This window comes from Burkholderia sp. Ac-20353 (assembly GCF_017104785.1).
In the GTDB taxonomy this organism is placed as follows: Bacteria; Pseudomonadota; Gammaproteobacteria; order Burkholderiales; family Burkholderiaceae; genus Burkholderia.
Map to the genome: position 1 here is coordinate 1 of NZ_JAAGPL010000053.1, position 26447 is coordinate 26447.

Genomic DNA, 26447 nt, shown 5'->3' on the forward strand with positions numbered 1-26447 from the left:
TATCGGCTGTTAATTTTTAAAGAGCGTTTCTGCGAGAAGCTTGGCTTCTCAGCAGCGCTGCGTTTTCAGCAGCAGAGAAATGAGATTATGAACACTGTTTCGCAGTTCGTCAACAACTTTTTACTACATCGTTGCGACTGCGGGGTTCATCTTCCTTCGCCAGCCAAACGTCTAACCAGACATCCAGCCAACTTCGCTTCCCCTTCTCCCGCGCCGCGTTGCCGTTAGCGCGAAAGAGGCGTGATTCTAGGCACCTCTCGCGATCTGCGCAAGGGCTTTGATGCAGTTTTTCACATTGTCCGCCAAGCTGCCCGAACATCATGCTGCGGCGCAAGACCGCGTATAGCGCACAGAACGGACTAGAATGTGAGGCTCATCGCCCCTTTCTATACGTATTTAACATGCGCCAGCGAATCGCCAAACGTCTCCCTCCCGATGCCGACAAACTGGTCGGCCTGTCGCTTGCGCTCTTCGCATCCGGCAGCCGCATCGAGGACCGCTTCTGGGAAGCAAAGCTCGATGCGCTGCTCGCCAAGATCGTGCGCAACGGTAACCAGACCACGCTCGACGCGGCCCTCGATCATCTGCAGCAGAACCATCCCGACGCGTATGGCGCGCTCGCCGACATGGCCGAGACGCACAGCGAGTCGATGGTGGTCGAGCACGACGGCCAGCCGTACGACGCACTGCTCGTCGCGGTGCCGGTGCTGGCCTGGACGCGCTACATGATCCCGTCGGGTCCGCTGAAGGGCGATATCGTCGATGCCCTGCGCACGCATCTGCAGGCGCACGTGCTCGCCAGCGGCACGCTCGTCGGGCTTGCTCCTTTCCTCTACAGCATCGACCAGTTGCCACGACACCACGTCGAGACCTATCGGCTCGCGCAGCAGCTCGCGCACGCCGCGCTCGGCCAGCACGCCGCCAAGATCAATTACGGCGACCTGCCCGAAACGTCGCCGATCCTGGCAGACCCGCGCTTCCTGCTCGCAGTCGTGGCCGCCCCCGCCGGTGCGTCGCTGTTCCGCTGGCAGGAAGAAGAGCACGGCGCCCGGATCGAGCGAGGCCAGTGCCTTGAACAATGGACAGCGCAAGGTGGCCCGAATCTCGCGCTCGCGCTGCCAGGGTGCGAGTTCGAATGCCTGCTTCCGGACGCGTACTATTCGGCGTGCCGCGATGCGGACGAACGCGTGCGTCCGCACACCGTCCGAACCGCCATTCGTTATCTTTTCGACACACTTGGTGCAGCACCGCAGGAACTGCGTGCGGTGGTCGCCGGATTCGGCGAACGTCGGATCGACGAGTACCGGATCGGATTCACGCGCCGCGGCAATAACGACGTGATCTATGGCGTCGTCTGGCCGCTTTACGGCCGCGAAAACGGCGATGTTGCAATCGACAACGCGACGCTCGAAAGCGACATGCCGATCGAGGGCCCGCTCGAGGAGATCGTAAGCCTGCTGAAGGAATGCGGCGTGACGGACGTCCGCCGGCATGCGGGCCGCTTCGAGCCCGAATACTGCGACGATTGCGGCGTTCCGCTGTACGCGGATCCGCTCGGCGAAATCGTCCATGCCGAAATGCCGGAAGACGCGTCGCCCGCGCAACCGCACTTCCACTGACACGCACGTACGCACGGCCGAAACGGCCGCCCGTCGCAAGCCGCTCCAGGTTGCTGCCGGAGCGGCTTTTTTCTTGCCCGCCAATCCTTCGGACTTATCCTAAGCCTTTCAGCCAAGCAGACATCATGTAAGGTGTTTGTCATCATCAAGCCCAAGGCATGACGCCGGCAGCTCAATGACTCACCCTTATGGAGGCTGAATATGCGGTTCCTGGTGCTCAACTCAGACGCGGAGCGGCGTGACGGACTAAAGGTCTTGTTGCGGCAGATCGATCGCCACGCCGGATACAACGAAGCGCCTGACGGCTTCCAGGCCCGTCGGGTGTTGCGAAGTCAGCGTTTCGATCTGGTCGCGATCGACTGGCAGGACGTCGGCCGGCTCAGCGAGCTTCAGGCGCTCTGCAGCGCCTGCGCCCCTGCCCCCGCCGCGGTGCTGATCGACGAGCCCACGCCGGAAGTCGTGCGGCGGCTCTTCAATTGCGGCGTCACTGGCGTGATCCCGCGCTCCACGCGACCCTACCTGATCGTGCGCGCGCTCGAGATGGTTCTGCTCGGCGGACATTACATCCCGCCGATCGCCCTCAACCTCCTGCCATCGTCGTTCGCGGCCCGCCACGACTCACATCTCGAGGAACTCGCCGGATCGCTTCCCCGCCGCCCGCCGTCCCGGATCCTGTCGCCGCGACAAGCGCAGATCATGCGTTTCGTCCACATGGGCAGCACCAACAAGATGATCGCCCGCACGCTCGGCATCAGCGAAGGCACCGTGAAAATTCATCTCGCGAGCATTTTCCAGCAGCTCGGCGCTGCCAATCGCGCCGCCGCGGTCGCGATCTACAACGGCTGGCTGTCCCCGCATCTCGAGGTGCTGTTGTCGAACCGCGACAGCGTGCGCAAGCCGTCGCTCGGCGAGCGCGGCCCGATGCCACTGCGGGCGATGCGCGCCGACCGCAAGTACCCGTCGCCGGCGGCGAACGATGGCCTTCAGAACACCCCGCAGGCTGCCGAGCCGCCGGCGCGGTTCCGCCGCGATCGTTAGCCGGACAGGACAGTCTCAATATTGCGACGGTCGATGCTCGTGTGGATTCCCACCTTTGATGTTCAACGAGTAATATGGACGCATGGGTTTCCTCTTCACACCGCTTCCGCTCTGGGTTGGCGTCGGTGGCTGGATCGCCACCGTGGTGTTGCTCGCGCTGGCGATATGGAATCGCCCGTTTGTCCGGCTTCAGGACGCGACGCTGCAGCACGTCTGGCTCGCGCTCGTCACGGCGATCACGGTCCTCTGGGCGTCGAACGCCTGGCTCGAGGACGGGCTCGTCATGCACCTGCTCGGCGCTACCCTGCTCGTCACGTTGTTCGACTGGACGCTTGCGCTGATCGCGATGGGTGTCGTCACGGCGGTCGCCGCGATCATCTTCGACGCCCCCTGGCAGGGCATCGGGATGACATACCTGATCTACGGCGCGTTGCCGGTCGTGGTGTCGTCATTGCTGCAGCGCGCCGCAATCGCGTGGTTGCCGCACAACCTGTCGTCGTTCATCACGGGCCAGGGGTTCCTGTCGCCGGCCATCACGATCGTCGTGGTGGCAGCGGCAGCAGCCGGCGTGCAGTTCGCGCTTGCGGACGGCGCCGCGATCGTGATTCCGTCCGGCTACCTGCTGAACACCACGTTGCTCGCCCTCGGCGAAGCCTGGTTCACCGGCCTCGCGACAGCACTCATCGCCGTCTATCGGCCGGCATGGGTCACGACGTTCGACGTCCGCCGCTATCGCCTTGGCGGGCCGCGCGCATAAGTCTGCGTCGGCCGCGAATCTGCTGCGATGCCGTTGTGCATGCCGATGCGTCGCTTGCGAAGCGCACGAGAGTACGCCGTCTACTGCTGCACGATTTTTTTGCGCTAAGATTGAACTCCTGTTCTTCATCGGGCCTCTATACCTGCCCGATGTCTCATTCGCTCCTCACCAATAACCAGATGGACAGCTCACCCGCCTCGCTCCGGATTTTCAGAGCGTTCGGCAAGCTGGCAGCCTGTGTCGCGGGCCTGTCGCTTGCGCTCCCGGCGCCGGTACTCGCCGACCTACTCGACCAGCGCTCCGAACTGATCAACAAATTCGTCAACGACATGCACGCCGACCCGCTCGTCGCAGACTGCGCAGCGCACGGCAGCTTCATCGCCAGCACGTCGTCGGCCTTCGATCGTGTCGATTTCCCGCCGAACGCGTTCGACAACGGCAATGCAGCGATCACGCCCTGGAACGACTCGTTCGATCAGGGCAAACAGCGCACCAAGGTCGACAATATCGTCACCGTCGACGGGCTCGGCATCCCCAAGGACGGCGGCGACTCCGTTCCATTGAAGTTTCGCTGCGGCTACGTCGGCCAGCAGATGCTCGCGTTCAGCTGGAACGACCCGGTTCCGCCGCTGAAACCGCGCGTCGAACGGCCCGCGCCGACGACGAAGAAATTCAAGGGCAAATCGGCCAAGGGCAAGGCCAAGGCCACGGGCCGCACCACCAGGAAGGCTGTCGCAACGAAGAAATCCACCGGCCAGAAGAAAGCCGTGAAGAAGAAATCGTCGGCGAAAAAGTCCTGATACGACCGTCGACCGGGCGGCAACGACAGACGCAAAAAAGTCGGGGCATCAAACGATGCCCCGACTTTTTTTCTAGCGCCTGACAGCTGCCGAGTACGCGCTTATGCGAAGGTTTCGACCTGACGCAGGATCGCAGCGAGCATCGCCGCGCCGAGCGACGCGCTGCGTTCGCCGTTCCAGCCGACACGCTCGTCGGGCAGGTTCGCGTTGTCCTTGAACGGCATCTCGAGCGTCAGCGACAGACAGCCGAACTGATGCCCGATGTATTTCGACGCCAGCTTGAGCGCATCTTCCTTGTACTTGCTTGCCGCGTAGCAGTGCTCGTCCTGGAAATCAGGGCTCGCGACCTTGAACGCGTCGATGAAGGCCGTCTGCGCCTGACCCTGCTGCTCGGTGAAGCTCGGCAGCATCTCCGAGCCCGCGACGAACACATAGGGCAGATCCTCGTCGCCGTGAATGTCGAAGAACATGTCGCAGCCAATCGCGTGGATCGCGTCGCGCACGACCAGCACTTCGGGGCTGCGCACCGCGTCCGGCTCCATCCATTCGCGGTTCAGGTTCGCGCCGGCCGCGTTGGTACGCAAGTTGCCATGCACGCTGCCGTCCGGGTTCATGTTCGGCACGATATGGAACGTCACGCGGTCGTAGAGCTTGCGCGCGACCGGATCGCCCGCCCAGTCGCCCCACCCGGCCAGGCGCTTCACGAGCCCCTCGACGAACCATTCGGCCATCGTCTCGCCCGGATGCTGACGCGCGATGATCCACACCTTCTTCTTCGGCGCGCCGTCGGTCTCGGGCGTGCCGAGCGTCAGCAGCGACATCGGTCGCCCTTCGACGGTCCGGCCGAGTTCGGTGACGCTCGCGTGCGGCAATTGCTGGACCGCGCCGAGAAACGCCGCATGCCGCTCTTCCGAGTACGGCTCGAAGTACGCGTAATAGATGCTGTCGAATTCGGGCGTATGGTCGATCGTCATCGTCTTGCCGTCGAACGTCGTCGGCACGCGGAACCAGTCGACGCGGTCGTAGCTCGCGACCGCGTGGTAATTGCGCCAGCCCGACGGGTACGCGCATTCGGCTGCATTTTCGAACGTCATCACGCACTGCTCGCCGCGCGCGCCCGTCACGCGGTAGTAGAACCATTGCGCGAACTCGGCCTGGTTGTCGCCACGCACGCGCAGACGGATCGCGTCCGGGCGCTCGCACGACACGACGTCGATCGCGCCGGCGTCGAAATTACTGGTGATTGAAAGGGTCATCATCTCTCCTTTGTCGACCAGAGTTAGCGCTTTAGCGCTTACTCTGGTCCCATGCTTCGCGGTCGACCAGAGTCGGCGCTTTAGCGCTTGCTCCGGCTCCATGCACAGCTGCCCGGCAGTCTTGTGAATTGCCCGGGCGATCACTCGCCGACACGCCGGCGATATACGTAAGTCGAATCGTTCGACGCGGCATCGTCGAACGCATAGCCTTCCACCGCGAAATCCTTCAGCGCCTGCGGCTCGGCGATGCGGTTCTCGACGATATAACGCGCCATCAGGCCGCGCGCGCGTTTTGCGTGGAAACTGATAATCTTGTAGCGGCCGCCCTTCCAGTCCTCGAACACCGGCGTGATCACGGGCGCGCTCAGCAGTTTCGGCTTGACCGACTTGAAGTATTCGGTCGACGCGCAATTGATCAGCACGCGCGATGCGCCGCTGCGCGCGTCCAGCTGCTCGTTCAGCGCCCGCGTGATCCGGTCGCCCCAGAACGCGTACAGATCCTTGCCGCGCGCGTTCGCGAAACGCGTGCCCATCTCGAGCCGGTAAGGCTGCAGCAGGTCGAGCGGGCGCAGCAGCCCGTACAGCCCCGACAGCACGCGCACGTGCCGCTGCGCGTAGTCGAGATCCGCGGCCGACAGCGATTTCGCGTCGAATCCCTCGTAGACGTCGCCGTTGAACGCAAGCACGGCCTGCTTCGCGTTCGCTGTGGAAAACACCGGCGACCAGTCCGCATAGCGCTGGAAGTTCAGGCGCGCGAGCGGATCGGAAATGTCCATCAGCGTCGCGATGTCCTGCGGCGACAGCTTGCGCAGGCCGTCGATCAGCTCCGACGCGTCGCCGACGAACGCCGGCTCCGTGTAGGTCGGGACATGGGCGGGGGTGTCGTAGTCGAGGGATTTCGCGGGAGAGAGAACGATTATCATAGAGGCTCGCTGGCACGCCGTGCCGCGCGGTCAGACGAAAACCACCGATTGTAACGAATGCCCAGCTCCCTCGCCCCGCACGCCGAATGTCGCGTCGTGCTCGATTCGAATGTCTGGATCGATATTCTTGTCTTCGACGATCCCGCCACCCGCCCGATCCGGGCCGCACTGGAACGCGGCACGCTCGTCGCGATGATCGACGGCCGCTGCCGGACCGAGCTCGAGCATGTGCTCGACTATCCGCAATTCCAGGCACGCGCGGTCGACAAGGCGGCCGCGCTCGCGACCGTCGCGCGTCTCACACGTGATGTCGAGCCGCCCCCTGTCGACGCCGACGCGCCGCCGCTGCCCAAATGCAAGGACCGCGACGACCAGAAGTTTCTCGAACTCGCTCGCGCCGTGCAGGCCGACTGGCTCGTATCGAAGGACCGGGCGCTGCTGAAGCTCGCCAAACGCACCGCGCGCGACTTCGGTTTCCGGATTGCGCAGCCCGCGCCATTCGTCGACGCCTGCGCGCTCGACACGGCGCCGGACCAAACCGCAACGCCGGCCTGACCCGCGCCACGCCCATTTCTTCCGACTGTTCCGATGAACGCTTCTTCCGACATGCCTACGACTCCCGTTTTCCCTTCGCGCCTGCCGAACGTCGGCACGACGATCTTCACGGTCATGAGCGCGCTCGCCGCCGAGAAAGGCGCCGTGAACCTCGGCCAGGGCTTTCCGGATTTCGATTGCGACCCGCGCATCGTCGATGCGGTCGCGGCCGCGATGCGCAGCGGCCACAACCAGTACCCGCCGATGGCCGGTGTCGCGCCGCTGCGCGAAGCGATCGCGGACAAGATCGCGCACGTCTACGGCCGCCGCTACGACCCGGCGACCGAGATCACGGTGACGGCCGGCGCGACCCAGGCGCTGCTCACCGCGATCCTGTGCGCGGTGCATCCGGGCGATGAAGTGATCGTCGTCGAGCCGACCTACGACAGCTATCTGCCGTCGATCGAGCTCGCGGGCGGCAAGCCGGTATTCGTCACGCTCGAAGCGCCGGACTACGCGATCCCGTTCGATCGCGTCGCGGCCGCGATCACGCCGAAGACGCGCATGATCCTGATCAACACGCCGCACAACCCGACGGGCACCACGTGGCGCGACGCGGACATGCGCAAGCTCGAGGAGATCGTGCGCGGCACCAACGTGCTGATCGTTTCCGACGAAGTGTACGAACACATGGTGTATGACAGTGCGCGCCACGAGAGCGTCGCGCGCTATCCGGAGCTGGCCGCGCGCAGCTTCATCGTGTCGAGCTTCGGCAAGACCTATCACGTGACGGGCTGGAAGGTCGGCTATGTCGCCGCGCCCGCCGCATTGACCGCGGAGTTCCGCAAGGTCCACCAGTTCAACGTGTTCACGGTGAATACGCCGATGCAGCTCGGGCTTGCCGATTACATGCGCGACCCGGCGCCCTACCTGACGCTCGCCGATTTTTATCAGAACAAGCGCGACTTTTTCCGCGCCGGCCTCGAGCGCACCCGCTTCAAGCTGCTGCCGTGCTCGGGCACGTATTTCCAGTGCGTCGACTATTCGGCGATCAGCGATCTGCCCGAAGCCGAGTTCTCGAAGTGGCTCACCGCGGAAGTCGGTGTCGCCGCGATTCCGGTGTCCGCGTTCTATCACGAGCCGCACGAATCGGGTGTCGTGCGCTTCTGCTTCGCGAAGCAGGAAAGCACGCTCGCGACGGCGCTCGAACGGCTCGCGCGCCTGTAAGCCTCAGCCTGTAATCCACATCCGGGCGACGACGTGTCGCCCGCCTCCCGCGTCGCGCGTGGCACCCTGCCGACGCCCATGCCCCGCGCATCGCGGGGCATGCGTTATACCAACACTACGACCGACACTGCGACCCGCACTGCGCTCACGGACGCTTGCCGTTCGCCGCCGCGAGATACGCCTTGCGATCGTCGGCGACACGTTGCGCCGCCGGACGTTCGGCGACCTTCTGCGCGTGCGCCTTCCAGTCGATGCCGGCTTCGAGCAGGAAATCGCGGCCAAAGATCGCCTTCGTCGCCATCCCGATCACGGGCAGGTGGATCGACGCGGCGATGTCGGCCAATCCGAACGAATCGCCGAGCACATACGGCGAGAATCGCGTCATCTTCTTGAATGCGTCGATCGCGCGCGGCAGACGCTTCTCGACGTGCGCCTTCATCCCGTCGCTGACTTTCCCGCCGAAGAATGCTTCCGTATAGACTTCGCGCGCGGTCCATTCGAGATACAGCTCGAGCGTCTCGACAAGTTCGCGCACCTTCGCGGCCGCAAACGGGTCGGACGGGAAAATCGGCTTGTCCGGATAACGCGCCGCGAGATATTCGATGATCACCTGCGATTCGAACAGCGCGCCCTGTTCGGTCTTCAGGAACGGAATCTTGCCGAGCGGCGTATCGGCCAGCACGGCCTCGTCGGTGATCGGCAGGCCACACGTCGATTCCTCGAACGGAATGCCGTACTCGAGCAGGACGAATTTCACCTTGTTGTAATAGTTGGACAACGGAATACCGCACAGCTGTAGCATCGGAGCCTCCTTCCTCGCTGGGACGCGGCCGGATCGACGCCTGGCACGCGGGGATTCGTCGCGCTGAAAAGCACGTTCGTGCTAGTCTAAAACAGTTTCACGTCCGCCATGACGTCCATATATTCAAGGTAGCAGCATCGCCGGCTGCCGATACAACGGATTCGGCATCGCTCGCAACCACGCCATCCGATGGAGACACACTCGCATGAGTGCTGAACTGCTCGCATCACGCCCGCCTGAAAGCGAATCGACGCTTGTCCTCACGTTATCCAACCCCGGTGCACGCAACGCGCTTCACCCCGACATGTATGCAGCGGGCGTCGAAGCGCTCGCCACCGCCGAACGCGACCCCGCGATTCGCGCGGTCGTGCTCACGGGCGCCGACCATTTCTTCTGCGCGGGCGGCAACCTGAACCGGCTGCTCGACAACCGTTCGAAGGATCCCGCGTACCAGGCCGACAGCATCGATCTGCTCGGTGCGTGGGCCGCCGCGATCCGCGCGTCGACGAAGCCGGTCATCGCGGCGGTCGAAGGCGCCGCGGCCGGCGCCGGCTTCTCGCTTGCACTCGCCTGCGACCTGATCGTCGCCGCGCGCGACGCGAAGTTCGTGATGTCATATGCGCGCGTCGGCCTGACGCCGGACGGCGGCGGCTCGTGGTTCCTCGCCCGCGCACTGCCGCGCGCACTCGCCGCGGAGATCCTGTTCGAAGGCAAGCCCGTGATGGCCGAGCGCCTGCACGCACTCGGCGTGGTCAATCGCGTCGCGGCACCCGGCGCCGCACTCGCCGATGCGCTCGCATGGGCCGACACGCTGGCCGGCATCTCGCCGAATGCGCTGACGCGCATCAAGGCGTTGCTCGACGACGCCGCCGCGCAGCCGCTCGACGCCCATCTCGTGACCGAACGCGACCATTTCGTCGCGTCGCTGTATCACGCGGATGCGCACGAAGGCATCACCGCGTTCCTCGAAAAACGTCCGCCCGTCTACAAACGCTAAGCCCGCCATGTCACGTTACGAGTTGCCCCGACGCCGCCGCATCTACCTGATGCGGCACGGCGACGTCACCTATTTCGACGATTCCGGTCGTGCGATCGATCCCGACAGCGTGCCGCTCAACGCCCGCGGCCGCGAGCAGGCGAGCGCTGCCGGCCGCGTGTTCGCCGAACAGGACATCCGCTTCGACCGCGTGATCGCAAGCGGCCTGCCGCGCACGATCGAAACCGCGCAACGCGTGCTCGCGGAAACCGGGCAACGTATCGACATCGAGATCGAACCCGCGTGGCGCGAAATCCGCGGCGGACATCTGGCAGAGATTCCGTCGGACCAGCATCGCGACGCATTCCTTCGCGTGCTCGACGGCATCGTGCCCGAGGACACGCGCTTTCTCGGCGGCGAGACGATCGGCGAACTGATCGACCGCGTGCTGCCGCCGCTCGACGCGCTGCGGGACGACCAGACATGGGACACGGTGCTGCTCGTGCTGCACGGTGGCGTCAACTGCGCATTGCTGTCGCATGCGACGGTGCCCGGCCAGCGGATCTTCATCGGCCACCTGTCGCAGTCGACCGGCTGCATCAACGCGCTCGACGTCGGCGACGCGCCGCACGACTGGGTGATCCGCCTGCTCAACTACTCGCCGCCCGAAGCGCTGCACCGGGACACGCGCAACACGACGATGGAAGTGCTGTATCAGCAGTACCAGGCGTTCGCGCAACGCTGATCGTTACATCGCCTGGAGGAGACACGATGGCGCATCCGAACGATAACGCGTCGCGGGGCACCGACTACACGGCGTTCGTTGGCACCGCATCGTGTGCGCAGGCGTTCGACGCCGGCCGGCGCGCGTGGCCGATGGCGGAACTGGCGTGGCAGTACGCGCTGAAGGTGCGCTGAAGCGCATCGCGATCGCGAAACTCGAGCTCGCGCGCTACGCCGGATAGCGCGAAGCGGGCGTCTGCAGCGCGCGACGATCCATGCTCTAATGAGCGCCTGTCGCGGCGCCCCCCTGAGGCCCCCTGAGGCGCCGCTTTCGCGCATGCAACCATGGAGTTGACGATGATCGACGTCTACAGCTGGGCGACCCCGAACGGCCACAAGGTGCATATCCTGCTCGAGGAAACCGGCCTCGCGTATCGCGTGCACCCGATCGATATCGGCAACGGCGACCAGTTCACGCCGGAGTTCCTGAAGATCAGCCCGAACAACAAGATCCCCGCGATCGTCGACCCGGACGGTCCGGGTGGCAAGCCGATCGCGCTGTTCGAGTCCGGCGCGATCCTGATCTATCTCGCGGAAAAGACCGGCCGCTTCCTGCCGACCGATCCGGCCGCGCGCTACGCGACGCTGCAATGGCTGATGTTCCAGATGGGCGGCATCGGCCCGATGCTCGGGCAGGCACATCACTTCCGCCTCTACGCGCCCGAACAGATCGAGTACGCAGTCAACCGCTACACGAACGAAGCGAAGCGCCTCTACAACGTGATGGAAAAGCGGCTCGGCGAAACCGCGTATCTCGCCGGCGACGAGTACACGATTGCGGACATTGCGACGTTCCCGTGGACGCGTTCGTGGCAAAACCAGGGGATCGTGCTCGACGAATTGCCGAATGTGAAGCGCTGGCACGAAGCGATTGCCGCGCGTCCCGCCGTGCAGCGTGGCGTCGAGGTGCTGGCGTCGCTGCGTCAGCCGCTGCAGGACGACAAGGCGCGCGAAGTGCTGTTCGGCGCAACGCAGTACGCGAAGCACTGAGCGTCGCGCATGGGGCCACACATTGTGTCGCGCCCCCATGCGCGAACCCGAACGCGCGTCAGAAGTAATGCAGCGTGATGAATTCCGCCGCGCGCACGACTAGCGGCGCATCGACACGATCGACGCGGTGCTGGTCGACCTCCATCCAGCCGCTCGCGAGCGGCGCTTCGCCGACGCGCGCGGCCAGTGCCTGAAGCGCCTGCGCCGATGCGATCAGCGGCAGCGGAGCTTGCGTCAAGCGTTCCCTCCTGCCGGATCGCGCAGCCCGAAGATCACCTTCGAGCGTACGGTGATCACGGTCTCGCCGCTGCCGTTGACGCCGATCCATTCGGTCGACACGATGCCGCGATCGGGCTTGCTCCCGGATACGCGCTTGTCGTTGATCTTCTGGTACATCGTGATCGTGTCGCCGACGCGCACGGGCTTGAGCCAGCGGATCTCGTCGATGCCCGGCGACCCCATGCCGGTCGAGCCCGGCAGCACATTGCGCACGAGCATGCCCATGAACACGGAACAGGTATGCCAGCCGCTCGCGATGAGCCCGCCGTACGGCGACGCCGCCGCAGCGACCTCGTCGACATGGAACGGCTGCGGGTCGTAGCGCTCCGCGAACGCCTTGATGTCGTCCGCCTCGAACGTATAGCGGCCGACTTCGGTGGTACTGCCCACTACCATGTCCTCGTAACTGACGCCCATGTTGTCTCTCCTTGTGTGACGCGCATGCGCGCTGCCGTCATGCGGTTTCGGTCTGCATGAAACCGGGCAATGCCGCGATGCGGGCGAGATGATGATCGGTGTCGCCGAGCGTCGTCTCGATGATCGCGAGCCGCTTGAACAGATGCGCGGCGGCGACCTCGTTGGTCACGCCCATTCCGCCGTGCAGCTGGACCGCCTGCTGGCCGACGAAGCGCGCAGCCTGGCCGACCCGCGCCTTCGCTGCGGACACGGCCTTGCGTCGCGCATCCGCGTCGTCGCTCGCATAACGCACCGCTGCCAGAAAGGTCAGCGAGCGCGCCTGCTCCGCGTGGATCAGCATGTCGACCATCCGGTGCTGCAACGCCTGGAAACGCGCAATCGGCACGCCGAACTGCTCGCGCGTCTTCGTATATTCGACCGTTGCACGATTCAGTTCGTCGAGTGCGCCGATCGCTTCCGCGCACAGCAGCACGGTCGCATAGTCAGCGACCTGCTCGAGCGCCGCCGCGTCGCGTGCGCCGCCCGTCAGCAGGCGCGCGGGCGTGTCGTTGAAACGGATCGTGGCCGCGCGCTGCCCGTCGATCGTCCGATAGTCGACGATATCCGTGCCTGCCGCACCCTGCTCGACGACCAGCAGGCCCACCGCGCCATCGTCGAGCCGCGCGGGCACGATCCACGCGCTGGCCTGCGCACCGTGCTGCACGACCGACTTGGCGCCGGTCACGCGATAGGCGCCGTCCTGGCCGCGCGCATGCGTGTCGAGCGCGAACAGGTCGTAGCGCGCGTGCGGTTCGTGGAATGCGACAGCAACGCGCGCCTGCCCTTGCGCGACGCGTTCCAGCAGCGCGGCATCCTGAGCGCCGGCGGACCCGGCGATGCGCAACGCCTCGACGCCAACCATCGTCGCCCAGTACGGCTCGACGACGAGCGCGCGGCCGAGTTCCTGCATCACGACCAGCATGTCGACCGCGTTCCCGCCGAAACCGCCCTGCGCTTCCGGCACCGGCAGCGCCGTCAGGCCGAGCTCCGCGAACGCCTGCCATTGCGTGTCCGACACGCCGGCAGCGCTGCGCACGATCGCCTGGCGCGCTTCGAAGCCGTACTGTTCGCCGAGATAACGACGCAGCGCGTCGGCGAATTGCTGCTGCTCATCGGTAAAGGTGAAATCCATATACCGCTCCTCACAGTCCGAGAATCATCTGCGCGATGATGTTCTTCTGAATTTCGTTCGACCCGCCATAGATCGACGTCTTGCGGAAGTTGAAGTAGTACGCGGCGAGCGGCGCGGCATCATCGTCGCCGGCGGCGCTATGGTCGCTCTCGCCTTCGAGGAACCGCACGTCGAACGGCGCCGCAAGCGGGCCGATCGCTTCGAACATCAGCTCGGTGAGCGCCTGCTGCACCTCGGTGCCCTTGATCTTCAGCATCGACGCTTCGGGGCCCGGCCCCTTGCCGCTCGTCTCGCGGCTGACCACGCGCAGCACGGTCACCTCGAGCGCCATCAGCTCGACCTCGAGCGCCGCGACCTTTGCGGCGAACACGGGATCGGCGAGCAGCGGCTTGCCGTTCTTCTGCTGGTTCAGCGCCACCCGCTTCAGGAACGCGAGCTCACGCTTCGACCCGCCGACGCGGGCGATCCCCGTGCGTTCGTGCCCGAGCAGGTATTTCGCATAGGTCCAGCCGCGGTTCTCGTCGCCGACGAGGTTCTCGACTGGCACCTTCACGTCCTCGAAAAACACCTCGTTGACTTCGTGATCCTCGTCGAGCGTGATGATCGGCCGCACGGTGATGCCGGGCGTCTTCATGTCGATCAGCAGGAACGAGATGCCCTCCTGCTTCTTCGCGGCGGGATCGGTGCGCACGAGGCAGAACATCATGTCGGCGTGCTGGCCGAGCGTCGTCCAGGTCTTCTGTCCGTTGACGACGTAATGGTCGCCGTGGCGCTCGGCCCGCGTGCGCAGCGACGCGAGATCCGAGCCGGAACCCGGCTCCGAGTAGCCCTGGCACCACCAGTCGGAACCGTCGAGTATGCGCGGCAGGTAGCGGCGCTTCTGCGCGTCGCTGCCGTACTTCATCAGCACCGGCGCGACCATCGACACGCCGAACGGCAGCACGGTCGGCGCACCGATCCATGCGCATTCCTCGTCCCAGATGTGCCGCTGCGTCGCGTTCCAGCCCGGGCCGCCATACTCGGCCGGCCACGCAGGCGCGGACCACCCGCGCTGGCCGAGAATCCGGTGCCAGCTTGCGTAGTCGTCGCGGTTGAGTCGTTTGTGATCGAGAACCTTGGCGCGCAGTGCGTGAGGCAGGTTCGCCTCGAGCCATGCGCGAATGTCGGCGCGGAACGCGTCGTCGGCGGGGGAATAATCCAGATCCATGCGAAGTGTCTCCTCGCCGCGGCCGACCGGCCCCGGCAAGGACACGCTGCGCAGGCTTATTGCAGCGGTTCTTTCAGCGCGGCAGGAATCGGCAGCGGCATCACGTCGATGCCTTCTTCAACCAAGGCTTGCGCATCCTCCGGCGTCGTGACGCCCCGGATGCTGCGCGCCGGCGCTTCGTTGTAGTGAATGCGCCGCGCTTCCTCGGCAAAGCGCTCGCCCACGTTCTCGGTCTTCTCCAGTACCTCGCGCAGCGCGCGCATCACCTGCGCCTGCAGCGCGCGCGGATCGGCCGGCTTCGCCTGCGTCGCGCCCGACAGGTTCAGGCGCGGCGCGGACGGCATGCGGCTGACCTCGGTCGCCCCGCACACCGGACATTCGACCAGCTTGCGGGACAACTGCGCTTCGAATTCATCGGCGGAAGCGAACCAGCCTTCGAACCGATGACCGTGCGGGCACTGTAAATCGAGGACCTTCATGCTGAATCAGGGCGTTTGACGAGTGTAGCGCAAAAAGCGATTTTGTGAACGGTCGTGCTAAATCAGAATCCGACGGCGCGCGGCGCCGTGTCATCGAATTGTAGCGCGGCGTTCCCGCGGCCGCTGACGCCGTCAGGGCGTGACGGCCGGGCCGAGCGGCCAGGTGCCGGACAGCGCCTTTTCGAGCCACATCGTGCCGATGATCGTCTTCACGTCGGTGATCTGGCCGGTCCGCACCCATTCGAGCACGTCTGGCAGCGTCGCGGTGAAGGTCTCGAGGAATTCGCCGTCGTCGAGCTTGCGCTCGCCGGCCGTCAGGCCACGCGCGAGATACAGGTCGATGAACTCGGTCGAGTAGGAAATGATCGGGTGAATCCGCGCGAGGAACACGTATTCGCGCGCGGTATAGCCCGTTTCTTCGCGCAGCTCGCGCGCCGCGCACGCGAGCGCCCCTTCGTTCGGGTCGAGCTTGCCGGCCGGGAATTCGGCCATCACCTTGCCGATCGGGTAGCGGTACTGGCTTTCCATCAGCACGCGACCATCGTCGAACAGCGGGATCACCATCACCGCGCCCGGGTGCTGCACGTATTCGCGCGTCGCGTGCTTGCCGTCGGGCAGGCGCACGGTGTCACGCTTGAGCTTGAGGAACGCGCCGTCGAAGATGGCCTCGCTTTCGAGACACGTTTCGGTCAGTGCGGCGTCGTGATTCGGCAATTCGGCCATCGGCGGCTCCAAGGTTGAGCGCGACGGCCAGGGGAACAGGCCCTGTGCCGTCAGCGTCGTTTGACGAGATACTGGAACGTGAAGCCGGGAAACGCGAACACGACGAAGAGACTGAACGTGATCGCGTAAAACTGCCAGCCTTGTTCAAAACGGTTGCCGGCGCGCGATTCGAGCCAGAAGCCGAGCGCGCCGACAACGAAGTACAGCACGATCAGCTCGCCGATCCGCACCCACGCGCTCTTCTTCGTCGCGCCGAGCGGCACGACGGCGAAGAGGCGTTGGTTCAGGAACGGCAGGTTGGCGCCCGCGAGCGCCAACAGCACGATAAACCAGCCAGCTGCCGACATTAGAGCGGCAGCGTGTGACGAACTGCCTGCAGGCAGGCCGTCAGCAGCGGGCTCGGGATCAGGCCGAGCACGACGACCGCGACGCCGTTCAGCGCCAGGATCGTGCGCTTGCAGAAATCGCCGGTGATCGGCGTCGTATCCTGCGGTGCATCGAAGTACATCAGCTTGACGATGCGCAGGTAGTAGAACGCGCCGAACAGCGACGTGATCACCGCAAGCACGGCCAGCCACGTGAGGCCCGCGTTGACGGTCGCCTCGAGCACCGCGAGCTTCGCATAGAAGCCGACGGTCGGCGGGATGCCGGCCAGCGAGAACATCATCACCATCATCACGAACGCGAACACCGGGCTGCGCTTGTTCAGGCCCTTGAAGTCGTCGATCGTTTCCGCTTCGAAATCGCGGCGGGCGAGCAGCATGACCACACCGAACGAACCGAGCGTCGTGATCAGGTACACGATCGCGTAGAACATCGCCGAGCTGTATGCGCTCGCCGGTGCCGTCGCGTCGCCCTTCACGATGCCCGCGAGCAGGCCGAGCAGCACGAAGCCCATGTTCGAGATCGCCGAATACGCGAGCATCCGCTTGATGTTGCGCTGGACGATACCGGTGATGTTGCCGACGATCAGCGACAGCGCGGCGAGGATCACGAGCGCCGTCTGCCAGTTCTGCGCGAGCGGCAGCAGACCCATCACCAGGAAACGCAGGCCCCAGCCGAAAGCCGCGACCTTCGGGCCGCCGCCGACGAACAGCGTCATCGCGGTCGGTGCGCCCTGGTAGACGTCCGGCACCCACATGTGGAACGGCACGGCGCCGAGCTTGAACGCGACACCGGCGACGATGAAGATCACGCCGAACATCAGCACGGCCGGATCGGTGTTGCCTTCGACGGCCTTGTACACCTCGCCCAGTTCGAGCGAGCCGGTCGCGCCGTAGAGCATCGAGATGCCGTACAGCACGAAGCCCGACGCGAGCGCGCCCAGCACGTAGTACTTCATCGCGGCTTCGCTCGACTGCGCCGCATCGCGACGCAGCGCGATGATCGCGTACAGCGACAGCGACATCAGTTCCAGACCGAGGTACAGCGTCAGGAAGTTGTTGCCCGACACCATGACCAGCTGCCCGAGCAGCGAGAACATGCCGAGCAGGAACACGTCGCCGCGGAACAGGTCGCGATCTTCGAGGTACTTGCGCGAATAGATGAGCGTCACCGCGAAACCGATCGACACGACGGCCTTCATCAGGCTCGCGAACGAGTCGACGACGATCATCTTCGAGAAGAAGTAGTACTGCTGCGGGTCGAGCGCCTGCACGGCGAACCAGACGCCGGCGACCACCGACGCCACCACCCCGATCAGGTAGGTCAGGCGGCGGCCGGCCGCGCCGGTAAAGGTGTCGTTCAGCCATGCGACGACGATGGCGGCCATCACCAGCGCGTCAGGCAACAGGACATTCATAGGAGCGTTTTGCATGATCTTGATTTCCTCCGCTCGCGCTTACTGGGCCAGCGGCAGCTTCGACTGCGCGACGTGAGAGAGGAGGTTCTCCACCGAAACGTGCATCACGTCGGTGAAGGGCTTCGGATACAGGCCCATCAGCATCGTGAAGGCGGCGAGAATCGCCAGCATCGTGAACTCGCGGCGGTTGATGTCCTTGAGCTTCGCGACGTGATCGTTCGCAACCGCGCCGAAGTACACGCGCTTGTACATCCACAGCGTGTAGGCCGCGCCGAGGATCAGCGTGAACGCCGCGCCGAACGCGATCCAGAAGTTGTACTGGACCGACGCGAGGATCACCATGAACTCGCCGACGAAACCCGACGTGCCCGGCAGGCCGCAGTTGGCCATCGAGAACAGCATCGCGAATGCCGCGAACTTCGGCATCACGTTCACGACGCCGCCGTAGGCCGAGATCTCGCGGGAGTGCACGCGGTCGTACAGCACGCCGATGCAGAGGAACATCGCGCCCGACACGAAGCCGTGCGAGATCATCTGCACGATCGCGCCTTCGACGCCGAGCTGGTTGAAGATGAAGAAGCCGAGCGTGACGAAGCCCATGTGCGCGATCGACGAATACGCGACCAGCTTCTTCATGTCGGCCTGCACCATCGCGACGAGGCCGATGTAGATCACCGCGATCAGCGACAGCGTGATTACGACGGGCGCCAGGAAGTGGCTCGCGTCAGGCGTGATCGGCAGCGAGAAGCGCAGGAAACCGTACGCGCCGAGCTTCAGCATGATCGCCGCCAGCACGACCGAGCCGCCCGTCGGCGCTTCCACGTGCGCGTCCGGCAGCCAGGTGTGCACCGGCCACATCGGCACCTTCACCGCGAATGCGAGGAAGAACGCAATGAACAGCATGATCTGCGGCGTCATCGCGATCTTCGCGTTCTGCCACGTCGCGAGGTCGAACGAGTGCGTTTCCGTGTACAGGTAGATCAGCGCGACCAGCATCAGCAGCGAGCCGGCGAGCGTGTACAGGAAGAACTTGAACGCCGCGTACACGCGGTTCGGGCCGCCCCACACCCCGATGATGATGTACATCGGGATCAGCGTCGCCTCGAAGAACACGTAGAACAGCAGGCCGTCGGCCGACGAGAACACGCCGACCATGATCCCGGACAGGATCAGGAATGCCGCCAGGTACTGCGCCACGTGCTCGGTGATCACTTCCCAGCCTGCGATCACGACGACCACGGTGATCAGCGCAGTCAGCACGACGAACCACATCGAGATGCCGTCGACGCCGAGGTGATACGTGATGTTGAAGCGCTCGATCCACGTCGACTGCTCGACGAACTGCAGCGCGGCCGTGCTGGCATCGAAGCCGGTGACGAGCGGAATCGTCACCACGAGCCCGAGCAGCGAGCCGATCAACGCGAGCCAGCGAGCCGGCCCCGGATTTTTATCGTTACCCACCGCGAGCACGAGGAGGCCGAAGACGATCGGCAGCCAGATCGCGGTACTGAGAATCGGAAAAGCGTGCATTAAGTTGTCCCCCGCCTTATTTGCCGCCGAGCGTTACAAACAGGGTCAGGAGCCCCAGCATGCCGATGATCATGGCGAACGCGTAGTGATAGATGTAACCGGATTGGAGGAAGCGGATCACACCGGCGAACCAGGCGATGAACCTGGCGCTGCCGTTGACGAGGCCGTCGATCACGACGACATCGCCCTCCTTCCACAGGCCGCGGCCGATCGCCACCGAACCGCGGGCGAACACCACTTCGTTGATCTTGTCCATGTAGTACTTGTTGTCCAGCAGCGTGTAGATCGGACCGAACGCTCGGCGGATCGACGCCGGCAGTTCCGGACGCTTCAGGTACAGGAACCATGCGACGATGACGCCGGCGAGCGCGAGGTACACCGGCAGGCCGGACACCGAGTGCAGGCCCATCGACCACCAGTTGGTGAACTCATGGCCCATTTCCTCGAGCGCCGGGTGGTTTTCGCCGATGAAGATCACCTTCTCGAATGCCACGCCGTGCTGGAAGAAGTCGCCGAACAGCATCGGGCCGACCGCGAACGCACCGATGATCACCGACGGAATCGCGAGCAGCACCAGCGGCACCCACACGACCCACGGGGTCTCGTGCGGCTCGTGCGCGTGGTCGTCGTGACCGTGGCCATGGCCGTGATCGTCATGACCGTGCGCGGCCGCCGCGCCCATCGGCGATTCCGGATGCTTCGGCTTGCGGAAGCGCTCTTCGCCGTGGAACACCAGGAAGTACATGCGGAACGAATACAGCGCCGTGACGAACACGCTCGCGACGACTGCGAAGTATGCGAAGCCCGAACCCGGCAGGTGCGACAGCTTCACCGCGTCGATGATCGAATCCTTCGAGTAGAAGCCCGAGAAGAACGGCGTGCCGATCAGCGCGAGCGAACCGACGAGCGACGTGATCCACGTGATCGGCATGTACTTGCGCAGGCCGCCCATGTTGCGCATGTCCTGGTCGTGGTGCATGCCGATGATCACCGAACCCGCGCCGAGGAACAGCAGCGCCTTGAAGAACGCGTGCGTCATCAGGTGGAACACGGCGACCGGGTAGGCGGACACGCCGAGCGCGACCGTCATGTAGCCGAGCTGCGACAGCGTCGAGTACGCGACGACGCGCTTGATGTCGTTCTGGACGATCCCGAGGAAGCCCATGAACAGCGCCGTGATCGCACCGATCACCGTGATGAACGACAGCGCGGTGTCCGACAGCTCGAACAGCGGCGACATGCGCGTGACCATGAAGATGCCGGCCGTCACCATCGTCGCCGCGTGAATCAGCGCCGAGATCGGGGTCGGGCCTTCCATCGAGTCCGGCAGCCACACGTGCAGCGGGAACTGTGCCGACTTACCCATCGCGCCGATGAACAGGCAGATACAGGCGACGGTCAGCAGGCCCCAGTCGGTGCCCGGGAAGTGCAGGCTCGCGAGTTCCGCGCGCTTCGCGAACACGTCGCCGTAGTTCATCGAACCGGCGAACGCGAGCAGCAGGCCGATGCCGAGCAGGAAGCCGAAGTCGCCGACGCGGTTCACGAGGAACGCCTTCATGTTCGCGTAGATCGCGCTCTCACGCGTGAAGTAGAAGCCGATCAGCAGGTACGACACCAGACCCACCGCTTCCCAGCCGAAGAACAGCTGCAGGAAGTTGTTGCTCATCACGAGCATCAGCATCGAGAACGTGAACAGCGAGATGTACGAGAAGAAGCGCTGGTAGCCGTCTTCTTCCGACATGTAGCCGATCGTGTAGATGTGCACCATCAGCGAGACGAAGGTCACGACGACCATCATCATCGCGGTCAGCGAATCGACGAGGAAGCCGACTTCCATCTTCAGCGAGCCGACGTTCATCCATTCGTAGACGGTCGCGTTGAAGCTCGCGCCGCCCATCACGTCGACGAAGACTTTCGCCGACAGGAGGAACGCGATCATCACGCCGAGGATCGTGATCCGGTGTGCGCCCTTGCGCCCGACTGCGTTCCCGAACAGCCCCGCAATCAGCGAGCCGGCCAGCGGAGCGAGCGGAATCGCCAGCAGCAGGTTTTCATTGAGTGTCGTTGACATAACAGCGTTGCCTGAAATTAACCTTTGAGCTGATCGAGATCCTCGACATTGATCGTGTCGAGCTTACGGAACAGGGTCACCAGAATCGCGAGACCGATCGCGGCTTCCGCTGCGGCGACGGTCAGCACGAAGAACACGAAGATCTGGCCGTGCACGTCGCCGAGGTAGTGCGAGAACGCGACGAAGTTGGTGTTCACCGCGAGCAGCATCAGTTCGATCGCCATCAGGATGATGATGATGTTGCGGCGGTTCAGGAAGATCCCGACGATCGCGATCGCAAACAGGATCGCGCCGAGCACAAGGTAATGAGCAAGACTCAACATGGTTTTCTCTCCTCCGCTTAGCCGTTGGCGCCCGTGCCGGCTTCGCTCTGGGCCGTTTCCGGCTGCGGCTTTTCCGCTTCCATCTTCACGAGGCGCACGCGGTCGTTGCGACGCACCTTGACCTGATCCGACACGCGCTGGCGCTTGCTGTCCTTGCCCTTGCGCTCGGTCAGCGCGACCGCGGCGATGATCGCGACGAGCAGCACGAGGCCCGCGATTTCGAATGCGAAGATGTAGTCGGTGTAGATGATCTTGCCGATCAGGCGCGTGTTCGCCCAGCCGGTGTACGCGCCCGACGCCATCGCATGCACCGGCGCTTCCGTCGCGCCGTAGCCGCGCCACAGGATCAGTGCGGTCTCGACGACGATGATCGCGCCGACGACGGTCGCCATCGGCACGAACTTCCTGAAGTCGCGCCGCAGGAAGTCGATGTTGATGTCGAGCATCATCACGACGAACAGGAACAGCACCATCACGGCGCCCACGTAGACCAGCACCAGCAGGATCGCGAGGAACTCCGCTTCCAGCAGCATCCAGATCGCAGCGGCGTTGAAGAACGCCAGCACAAGGAAAAGCGCAGACGCCACCGGGTTGCGCGAAGTGATCACCTTCAGCCCTGATACCACCAGGAGCAGCGCGAAGATGTAGAACAGTACGGTCGTGAATTCCATGATTACCGGTTCATCGTTAGGCCATAGTCAGGCGCGGCTTGCGAAACGCAGGTCGCGTGCCGCACCCGTCGCGGCGGCTCGGCCCGCACGTGTCGGGCCGGCACTCCATACACAATCAACGATACGGCGCGTCGGCAGCCTTCGCCGCTGCGATGTCCTTCTCGTAGCGATCGCCCACCGCGAGCAGCATTTCCTTCGTGAAGTACAGATCGCCGCGCTTTTCGCCGTGGTACTCGAGAATCTGCGTCTCGACGATCGAATCGACCGGGCAGCTCTCTTCGCAGAAACCGCAGAAGATGCACTTCGTCAGGTCGATGTCGTAGCGCGTCGTGCGGCGCGTATTGTCCGCACGCGTTTCCGATTCGATCGTGATCGCCATCGCCGGGCACACGGCTTCGCACAGCTTGCACGCGATGCAGCGCTCTTCGCCGTTCTCGTAGCGGCGCAGCGCGTGCAGCCCGCGGAAACGCGGCGAAATCGGCGTCTTTTCTTCCGGGAACTGCACGGTGAACTTGCGTCGGAACGCGTAACGCCCGGTCAGTGCGAGCCCCTTCAGCAGCTCGGTCAGGAAGAAGGTCTTAAAGAAATGTTGGATTGCCGTCATGATTTCGTCCGACCTTTATTTCCAGATGTTGAGCGGCGACATGATCCAGAAGCCGACCACGACCACCCAGATCACGGTCACCGGCAGGAACACCTTCCAGCCCAGACGCATGATCTGGTCGTAACGGTAACGCGGGAACGTCGCACGGACCCAGATGAACACCGACAGCAGCGCGAAGACTTTCAGCACCAGCCAGAAGATGCCCGGGATGAACGACAGGAATTCGAACGGCGCGTCCCAGCCGCCGAGGAACAGCGTTGCCGCGAGCGCCGAGATCACGATCATGTTGATGTACTCGGCGAGGAAGAACAGCGCGAACGCCATGCCCGAGTAATCGATCATGTGACCGGCAACGATTTCCGACTCCCCTTCCACCACGTCGAACGGGTGGCGGTTCGTTTCGGCGATGCCCGAGATGAAGTAGACGACGAACGCCGGCAACAGCGGCAGCCAGTTCCACGACAGGAAGTTCACGCCGTGGCCCGCGAAGAAGCCGTGCTGCTGCGAGCCGACGATTTCCGACAGGTTCAGGCTGCCGGCCGTCATCAGCACGAGCACCAGCGCGAAGCCCATCGAAATTTCGTACGACACCATCTGTGCGGCCGCGCGCATCGCGCCGAGGAACGCGTACTTCGAGTTCGACGCCCAGCCGGCGAGAATCACCGCATACACGCCGACCGACGAGATCGCCATTGCGTACAGCAGGCCTGCGTTGATATTCGCGAGCACCGCCTCGGCCTGGAACGGGATCACGGCCCACACCGCGAATGCCGGCACCACGGTCATCACCGGTGCGATCAGGTACAGCCAGCGGCTTGCGGCGGTCGGCTGGATCACTTCCTTCAGCAGCAGTTTCAGCACGTCGGCGATCGGCTGCAGCAGGCCGGCGGGGCCGACGCGGTTCGGGCCGAGACGCACGTGGATCCAGCCGATCAGCTTGCGTTCCCACAGAATCAGGTACGCAACGCACAGCAGGATCACGACGGCGACGACGAGGATGCGCACGAGCGCCCACACCGTCGGCCACGCGACGCCGAGAAGCTCGGTTCCGCCCGAGTTGATCGTATCGAACAAGCTCATTTACGCCTTCTCCACCACCAGTTCACCGGACAGGCTGCCGAGCGCTGCGCCGGCAGGCGTTGCCGCCGACACGCGAACGACCGTCTCCGCAAGATTTTCGTCGCGCACGGCCGGCAACTGCACCGTACGATCGCCCTGGCGCACGCGCACCGCGTCGCCATCCTTCAGGCCCAGCTTGTCGAACAGCGCAGCCGGCAGGCCTGCGGCGTTCGCCGTCTTCGCGGCCACCGTCAGGTGCAGCGCACCTGCGCGGCGCACCAGTGCGTCGGCGTGATAGATCGGCACGTCGGCGAGGCGCTCGAAGCCGCCGTTCGCCGCCAGCGCAGCGCGCGACGGTGCGGTTGCCGTCTTGTTCGACAGCCGGCCCGTGACGCCCGTAACGCCCGCGTCGCCGAGTGCGGCCACGCGCACTTCTTCAGCGGTTTCGTATTCGAAGTTCGGCAGGCCGAGCAGGCTGCCGAGCACGCGCAGCACCTTCCACGCCGGACGCGTGTCGCCGAGCGGGCGTACGACGCCGTTGAAGCTCTGCACCGTGCCTTCCGCGTTGATGAACGTGCCGGACGTCTCGGTGAACGGCGCGATCGGCAGCAGCACATCCGCGTAGTCGAGGCCATGCTTGAACGGCGACATCACGACGACCATTTCGGCCTGGTTCAGTGCCGCGAGCGCCTGCGCCGGATCGACGGTGTCGAATTCCGGCTCGACGTTCAGCAGCACGTAGCCCTTGCGCGGTTGCGCGAACGCTTCGCGCGCGTTCAGGCCGCCTTCGCCCGGCAGCGCGTTGACGACGTGCGCGCCAACCGTGTTCGCCGCTTCGGTCAGGAAACCGAACGTCGCACCGGTGTTGTCGGCGATCCACTGCGCGACGGCGTGCAGCTTCGCGAATTCCGGATGACGGACCGCTGCGTTGCCGAGCAGCACTGCGCGGCGCTCGCCGTTCGCGAGCGATTGCGCGACAGCCTGCGCGGCCGGCGATGCCGTGACGCCCGCGAGCGTGTCGGGCAGCGCGACGCCGCGCAGTTGCGCGACGGCTGCGGCCACGCCGGCCAGTTCGTCGAGCCATGCCGACGGCGCGGCAACGATGCGTTGCGCGGTCGGGATCAGTGCGTCGTCGCCGGTCGCGTGCAGGAAGTGCAGCTTCGCACCGCTCTTCGCGGCCTGACGCAGGCGTGCGGCAAACAGCGGATGGTCGCGGCGCAGCATCGAACCGACGACGAAGGCGGCGTTCAGGTTCGACAGGTCGGCGATCGGCATGCCGAGCCACGGCGCGCCCTGGACCGGTGCCGAGAAATCCTGCTGGCGCAGACGGAAATCGACGTTCGGCGTCTTCAGTTCGTTCGCGAGCTGCTTCACGAGGAACAGCTCTTCAGCGGTGCTGTGCGCGCTCGCGAGCATCGCCAGCGCATTCGCGCCGTGATCCGCGCTGATGCCCTTCAGGCCCTTCGCGACGTATTCGAGCGCGGTCTGCCAGTCGGTCTCGATCCACTGGCCGCCCTGCTTCAGCATCGGCTTGGTCAGGCGCTCTTCGCTGTTGAGGCCTTCGTACGAGAAACGGTCCTTGTCCGAGATCCAGCACTCGTTGATCGCTTCGTTCTCGAACGGCAGCACGCGCATCACGCGGTTGTTCTTCACCTGCACGACGAGGTTCGCGCCGACGGAATCGTGCGGGCTCACCGACTTGCGACGCGACAGTTCCCAAGTACGGGCGCTGTAGCGGAACGGCTTGCTGGTCAGCGCACCGACCGGGCACAGATCGATCATGTTGCCCGACATTTCGGAATCGACCGTCTTGCCGACGAACGTCGTGATTTCCGAGTGCTCGCCGCGGCCCAGCATGCCGAACTCCATCACGCCGGCGATTTCCTGGCCGAAGCGGACGCAGCGCGTGCAGTGGATGCAGCGCGACATCTCTTCCATCGAGATCAGCGGGCCCACGTTCTTGTGGAACACCACGCGCTTCTCTTCCGAGTAGCGCGACGACGACTTGCCGTAGCCGACCGCGAGATCCTGCAGCTGGCATTCGCCGCCCTGGTCGCAGATCGGGCAATCGAGCGGGTGGTTGATGAGGAGGAATTCCATCACCGACTGCTGCGCCTTCACCGCCTTGTCGGACTGGGTGTGGACGATCATGCCGGCCGACACGGGGGTCGCACAGGCAGGCACGGCCTTCGGCATCTTCTCGACTTCGACGAGACACATCCGGCAGTTGGCCGCAACCGACAGTTTCTTGTGATAGCAGAAGTGAGGAATGTACTTGTCCGCCTTGTGCGCAGCCTGGATCACCATGCTGCCTTCGGGCACCTCGACCTTCTGGCCGTCTATTTCAAGTTCAACCATGATGGTGAATGGTCCTTAACCTATTTCCGCTCGTTCGCGCATTCGCTCG

28 protein-coding genes and 1 pseudogene are annotated in these 26447 nt (G+C 64.5%); 11 read left to right on the forward strand and 18 right to left on the reverse strand.

The window, feature by feature from the left end; translation table 11 throughout:
* From G3N94_RS17215 to G3N94_RS17235, 5 genes are all read left to right on the forward strand, one after another.
* A partial coding sequence (locus tag G3N94_RS17215; RefSeq protein WP_205793837.1) for a hypothetical protein occupies nt 1-228 on the forward strand: 228 nt, incomplete at its 5' end.
* Nucleotides 229-401: 173 nt separating this feature from the next.
* On the forward strand, nt 402-1619 hold the full coding sequence (locus G3N94_RS17220; RefSeq protein ID WP_205793839.1) for a DUF2863 family protein: 1218 nt from the start codon (nt 402-404) through the stop codon (nt 1617-1619).
* Nucleotides 1620-1820: 201 nt separating this feature from the next.
* Nucleotides 1821-2657, forward strand: a complete 837-nt coding sequence (locus G3N94_RS17225) for a response regulator transcription factor (protein ID WP_205793841.1) — start codon at nt 1821-1823, stop codon at nt 2655-2657.
* Between the two features lie 82 nt (nt 2658-2739).
* Complete coding sequence (locus tag G3N94_RS17230) at nt 2740-3414, forward strand: energy-coupling factor ABC transporter permease (RefSeq protein ID WP_205793842.1); 675 nt, start codon at nt 2740-2742, stop codon at nt 3412-3414.
* Nucleotides 3415-3563: 149 nt separating this feature from the next.
* Entirely contained in the window at nt 3564-4214 is a 651-nt protein-coding gene (locus tag G3N94_RS17235; protein WP_205793876.1) for a hypothetical protein, read from the forward strand.
* A 101-nt stretch (nt 4215-4315) separates the two neighbouring features.
* Here G3N94_RS17235 and G3N94_RS17240 read toward each other — a convergent pair whose 3' ends face one another.
* Complete coding sequence (locus G3N94_RS17240) at nt 4316-5470, reverse strand: M14-type cytosolic carboxypeptidase (RefSeq protein WP_205793843.1); 1155 nt, start codon at nt 5468-5470, stop codon at nt 4316-4318.
* 140 nt (nt 5471-5610) lie between these two features.
* Nucleotides 5611-6393 (reverse strand): peroxide stress protein YaaA, encoded by a 783-nt coding sequence (gene yaaA / locus G3N94_RS17245; protein WP_205793844.1) that lies wholly within the window; start codon nt 6391-6393, stop codon nt 5611-5613.
* 57 nt (nt 6394-6450) lie between these two features.
* On the opposite strand from yaaA, the gene G3N94_RS17250 reads away from it, so the two are divergent.
* Together G3N94_RS17250 and G3N94_RS17255 are read left to right on the forward strand one after the other, a co-directional pair.
* On the forward strand, nt 6451-6948 hold the full coding sequence (locus G3N94_RS17250; protein ID WP_205793845.1) for a putative toxin-antitoxin system toxin component, PIN family: 498 nt from the start codon (nt 6451-6453) through the stop codon (nt 6946-6948).
* Between the two features lie 33 nt (nt 6949-6981).
* Nucleotides 6982-8154: a pyridoxal phosphate-dependent aminotransferase gene (locus G3N94_RS17255; protein WP_205793846.1), complete on the forward strand. Its 1173-nt coding sequence runs from the start codon at nt 6982-6984 to the stop codon at nt 8152-8154.
* A 145-nt stretch (nt 8155-8299) separates the two neighbouring features.
* Here G3N94_RS17255 and G3N94_RS17260 read toward each other — a convergent pair whose 3' ends face one another.
* Nucleotides 8300-8956, reverse strand: coding sequence for a glutathione S-transferase (locus G3N94_RS17260; RefSeq protein ID WP_205793847.1), 657 nt, complete (start codon nt 8954-8956; stop codon nt 8300-8302).
* Between the two features lie 205 nt (nt 8957-9161).
* On the opposite strand from G3N94_RS17260, the gene G3N94_RS17265 reads away from it, so the two are divergent.
* The 4 genes from G3N94_RS17265 (at nt 9162) to G3N94_RS17280 (ending at nt 11705) form a co-directional block, all read left to right on the forward strand.
* Entirely contained in the window at nt 9162-9953 is a 792-nt protein-coding gene (locus G3N94_RS17265) for an enoyl-CoA hydratase (RefSeq protein ID WP_205793848.1), read from the forward strand.
* Nucleotides 9954-9960: 7 nt separating this feature from the next.
* Nucleotides 9961-10677, forward strand: coding sequence for a histidine phosphatase family protein (locus G3N94_RS17270; protein WP_205793849.1), 717 nt, complete (start codon nt 9961-9963; stop codon nt 10675-10677).
* A 26-nt stretch (nt 10678-10703) separates the two neighbouring features.
* On the forward strand, nt 10704-10850 hold the full coding sequence (locus G3N94_RS17275; protein ID WP_205793878.1) for a hypothetical protein: 147 nt from the start codon (nt 10704-10706) through the stop codon (nt 10848-10850).
* Between the two features lie 162 nt (nt 10851-11012).
* Nucleotides 11013-11705 (forward strand): glutathione binding-like protein, encoded by a 693-nt coding sequence (locus G3N94_RS17280; protein ID WP_205793850.1) that lies wholly within the window; start codon nt 11013-11015, stop codon nt 11703-11705.
* Between the two features lie 115 nt (nt 11706-11820).
* Here the strand turns inward: G3N94_RS17280 and G3N94_RS17285 are convergent.
* The 15 genes and pseudogenes from G3N94_RS17285 to nuoG all read right to left on the reverse strand — a co-directional run.
* A pseudogene (locus G3N94_RS17285) lies at nt 11821-11943 on the reverse strand (MaoC family dehydratase); the annotation flags it as partial.
* Nucleotides 11940-12401 carry a MaoC family dehydratase gene (locus G3N94_RS17290; RefSeq protein WP_205793851.1) on the reverse strand — a complete coding sequence of 154 codons (462 nt, stop codon included), beginning with the start codon at nt 12399-12401 and terminating at the stop codon, nt 11940-11942. The gene G3N94_RS17290 and the pseudogene G3N94_RS17285, both read right to left, overlap by 4 nt.
* A gap of 37 nt (nt 12402-12438) precedes the next feature.
* Complete coding sequence (locus tag G3N94_RS17295; RefSeq protein WP_205793852.1) at nt 12439-13572, reverse strand: acyl-CoA dehydrogenase; 1134 nt, start codon at nt 13570-13572, stop codon at nt 12439-12441.
* A 10-nt stretch (nt 13573-13582) separates the two neighbouring features.
* The gene (locus tag G3N94_RS17300) at nt 13583-14779 is read right to left on the reverse strand and encodes an acyl-CoA dehydrogenase family protein (protein ID WP_205793853.1); all 1197 of its coding nucleotides are present in this window, start codon (nt 14777-14779) and stop codon (nt 13583-13585) included.
* Nucleotides 14780-14835: 56 nt separating this feature from the next.
* Nucleotides 14836-15258: a DUF1178 family protein gene (locus G3N94_RS17305; protein WP_124602518.1), complete on the reverse strand. Its 423-nt coding sequence runs from the start codon at nt 15256-15258 to the stop codon at nt 14836-14838.
* A gap of 132 nt (nt 15259-15390) precedes the next feature.
* Complete coding sequence (locus G3N94_RS17310) at nt 15391-15981, reverse strand: NUDIX hydrolase (protein WP_205793854.1); 591 nt, start codon at nt 15979-15981, stop codon at nt 15391-15393.
* A gap of 50 nt (nt 15982-16031) precedes the next feature.
* The gene (locus G3N94_RS17315) at nt 16032-16328 is read right to left on the reverse strand and encodes a DUF2818 family protein (RefSeq protein ID WP_059930402.1); all 297 of its coding nucleotides are present in this window, start codon (nt 16326-16328) and stop codon (nt 16032-16034) included.
* Entirely contained in the window at nt 16328-17782 is a 1455-nt protein-coding gene (nuoN, locus tag G3N94_RS17320; RefSeq protein ID WP_205793877.1) for an NADH-quinone oxidoreductase subunit NuoN, read from the reverse strand. The genes G3N94_RS17315 and nuoN overlap by 1 nt, the downstream gene beginning before the upstream one ends.
* 39 nt (nt 17783-17821) lie before the next feature.
* Nucleotides 17822-19312: an NADH-quinone oxidoreductase subunit M gene (locus G3N94_RS17325; RefSeq protein ID WP_205793855.1), complete on the reverse strand. Its 1491-nt coding sequence runs from the start codon at nt 19310-19312 to the stop codon at nt 17822-17824.
* 16 nt (nt 19313-19328) lie between these two features.
* A complete protein-coding gene (gene nuoL / locus G3N94_RS17330; RefSeq protein ID WP_205793856.1) occupies nt 19329-21383 on the reverse strand; it encodes an NADH-quinone oxidoreductase subunit L in 2055 nt (684 codons plus the stop codon).
* Between the two features lie 17 nt (nt 21384-21400).
* The gene (gene nuoK, locus G3N94_RS17335) at nt 21401-21706 is read right to left on the reverse strand and encodes an NADH-quinone oxidoreductase subunit NuoK (protein WP_205793857.1); all 306 of its coding nucleotides are present in this window, start codon (nt 21704-21706) and stop codon (nt 21401-21403) included.
* A 17-nt stretch (nt 21707-21723) separates the two neighbouring features.
* The gene (locus G3N94_RS17340; RefSeq protein WP_205793858.1) at nt 21724-22377 is read right to left on the reverse strand and encodes an NADH-quinone oxidoreductase subunit J; all 654 of its coding nucleotides are present in this window, start codon (nt 22375-22377) and stop codon (nt 21724-21726) included.
* Between the two features lie 115 nt (nt 22378-22492).
* The gene (gene nuoI / locus G3N94_RS17345; RefSeq protein WP_010091199.1) at nt 22493-22981 is read right to left on the reverse strand and encodes an NADH-quinone oxidoreductase subunit NuoI; all 489 of its coding nucleotides are present in this window, start codon (nt 22979-22981) and stop codon (nt 22493-22495) included.
* A 15-nt stretch (nt 22982-22996) separates the two neighbouring features.
* Nucleotides 22997-24061, reverse strand: coding sequence for an NADH-quinone oxidoreductase subunit NuoH (gene nuoH / locus G3N94_RS17350; RefSeq protein ID WP_205793859.1), 1065 nt, complete (start codon nt 24059-24061; stop codon nt 22997-22999).
* Nucleotides 24062-26398, reverse strand: coding sequence for an NADH-quinone oxidoreductase subunit NuoG (nuoG, locus tag G3N94_RS17355; protein WP_205793860.1), 2337 nt, complete (start codon nt 26396-26398; stop codon nt 24062-24064). It lies immediately after the preceding gene.
* Nucleotides 26399-26447: the final 49 nt, after the last annotated feature.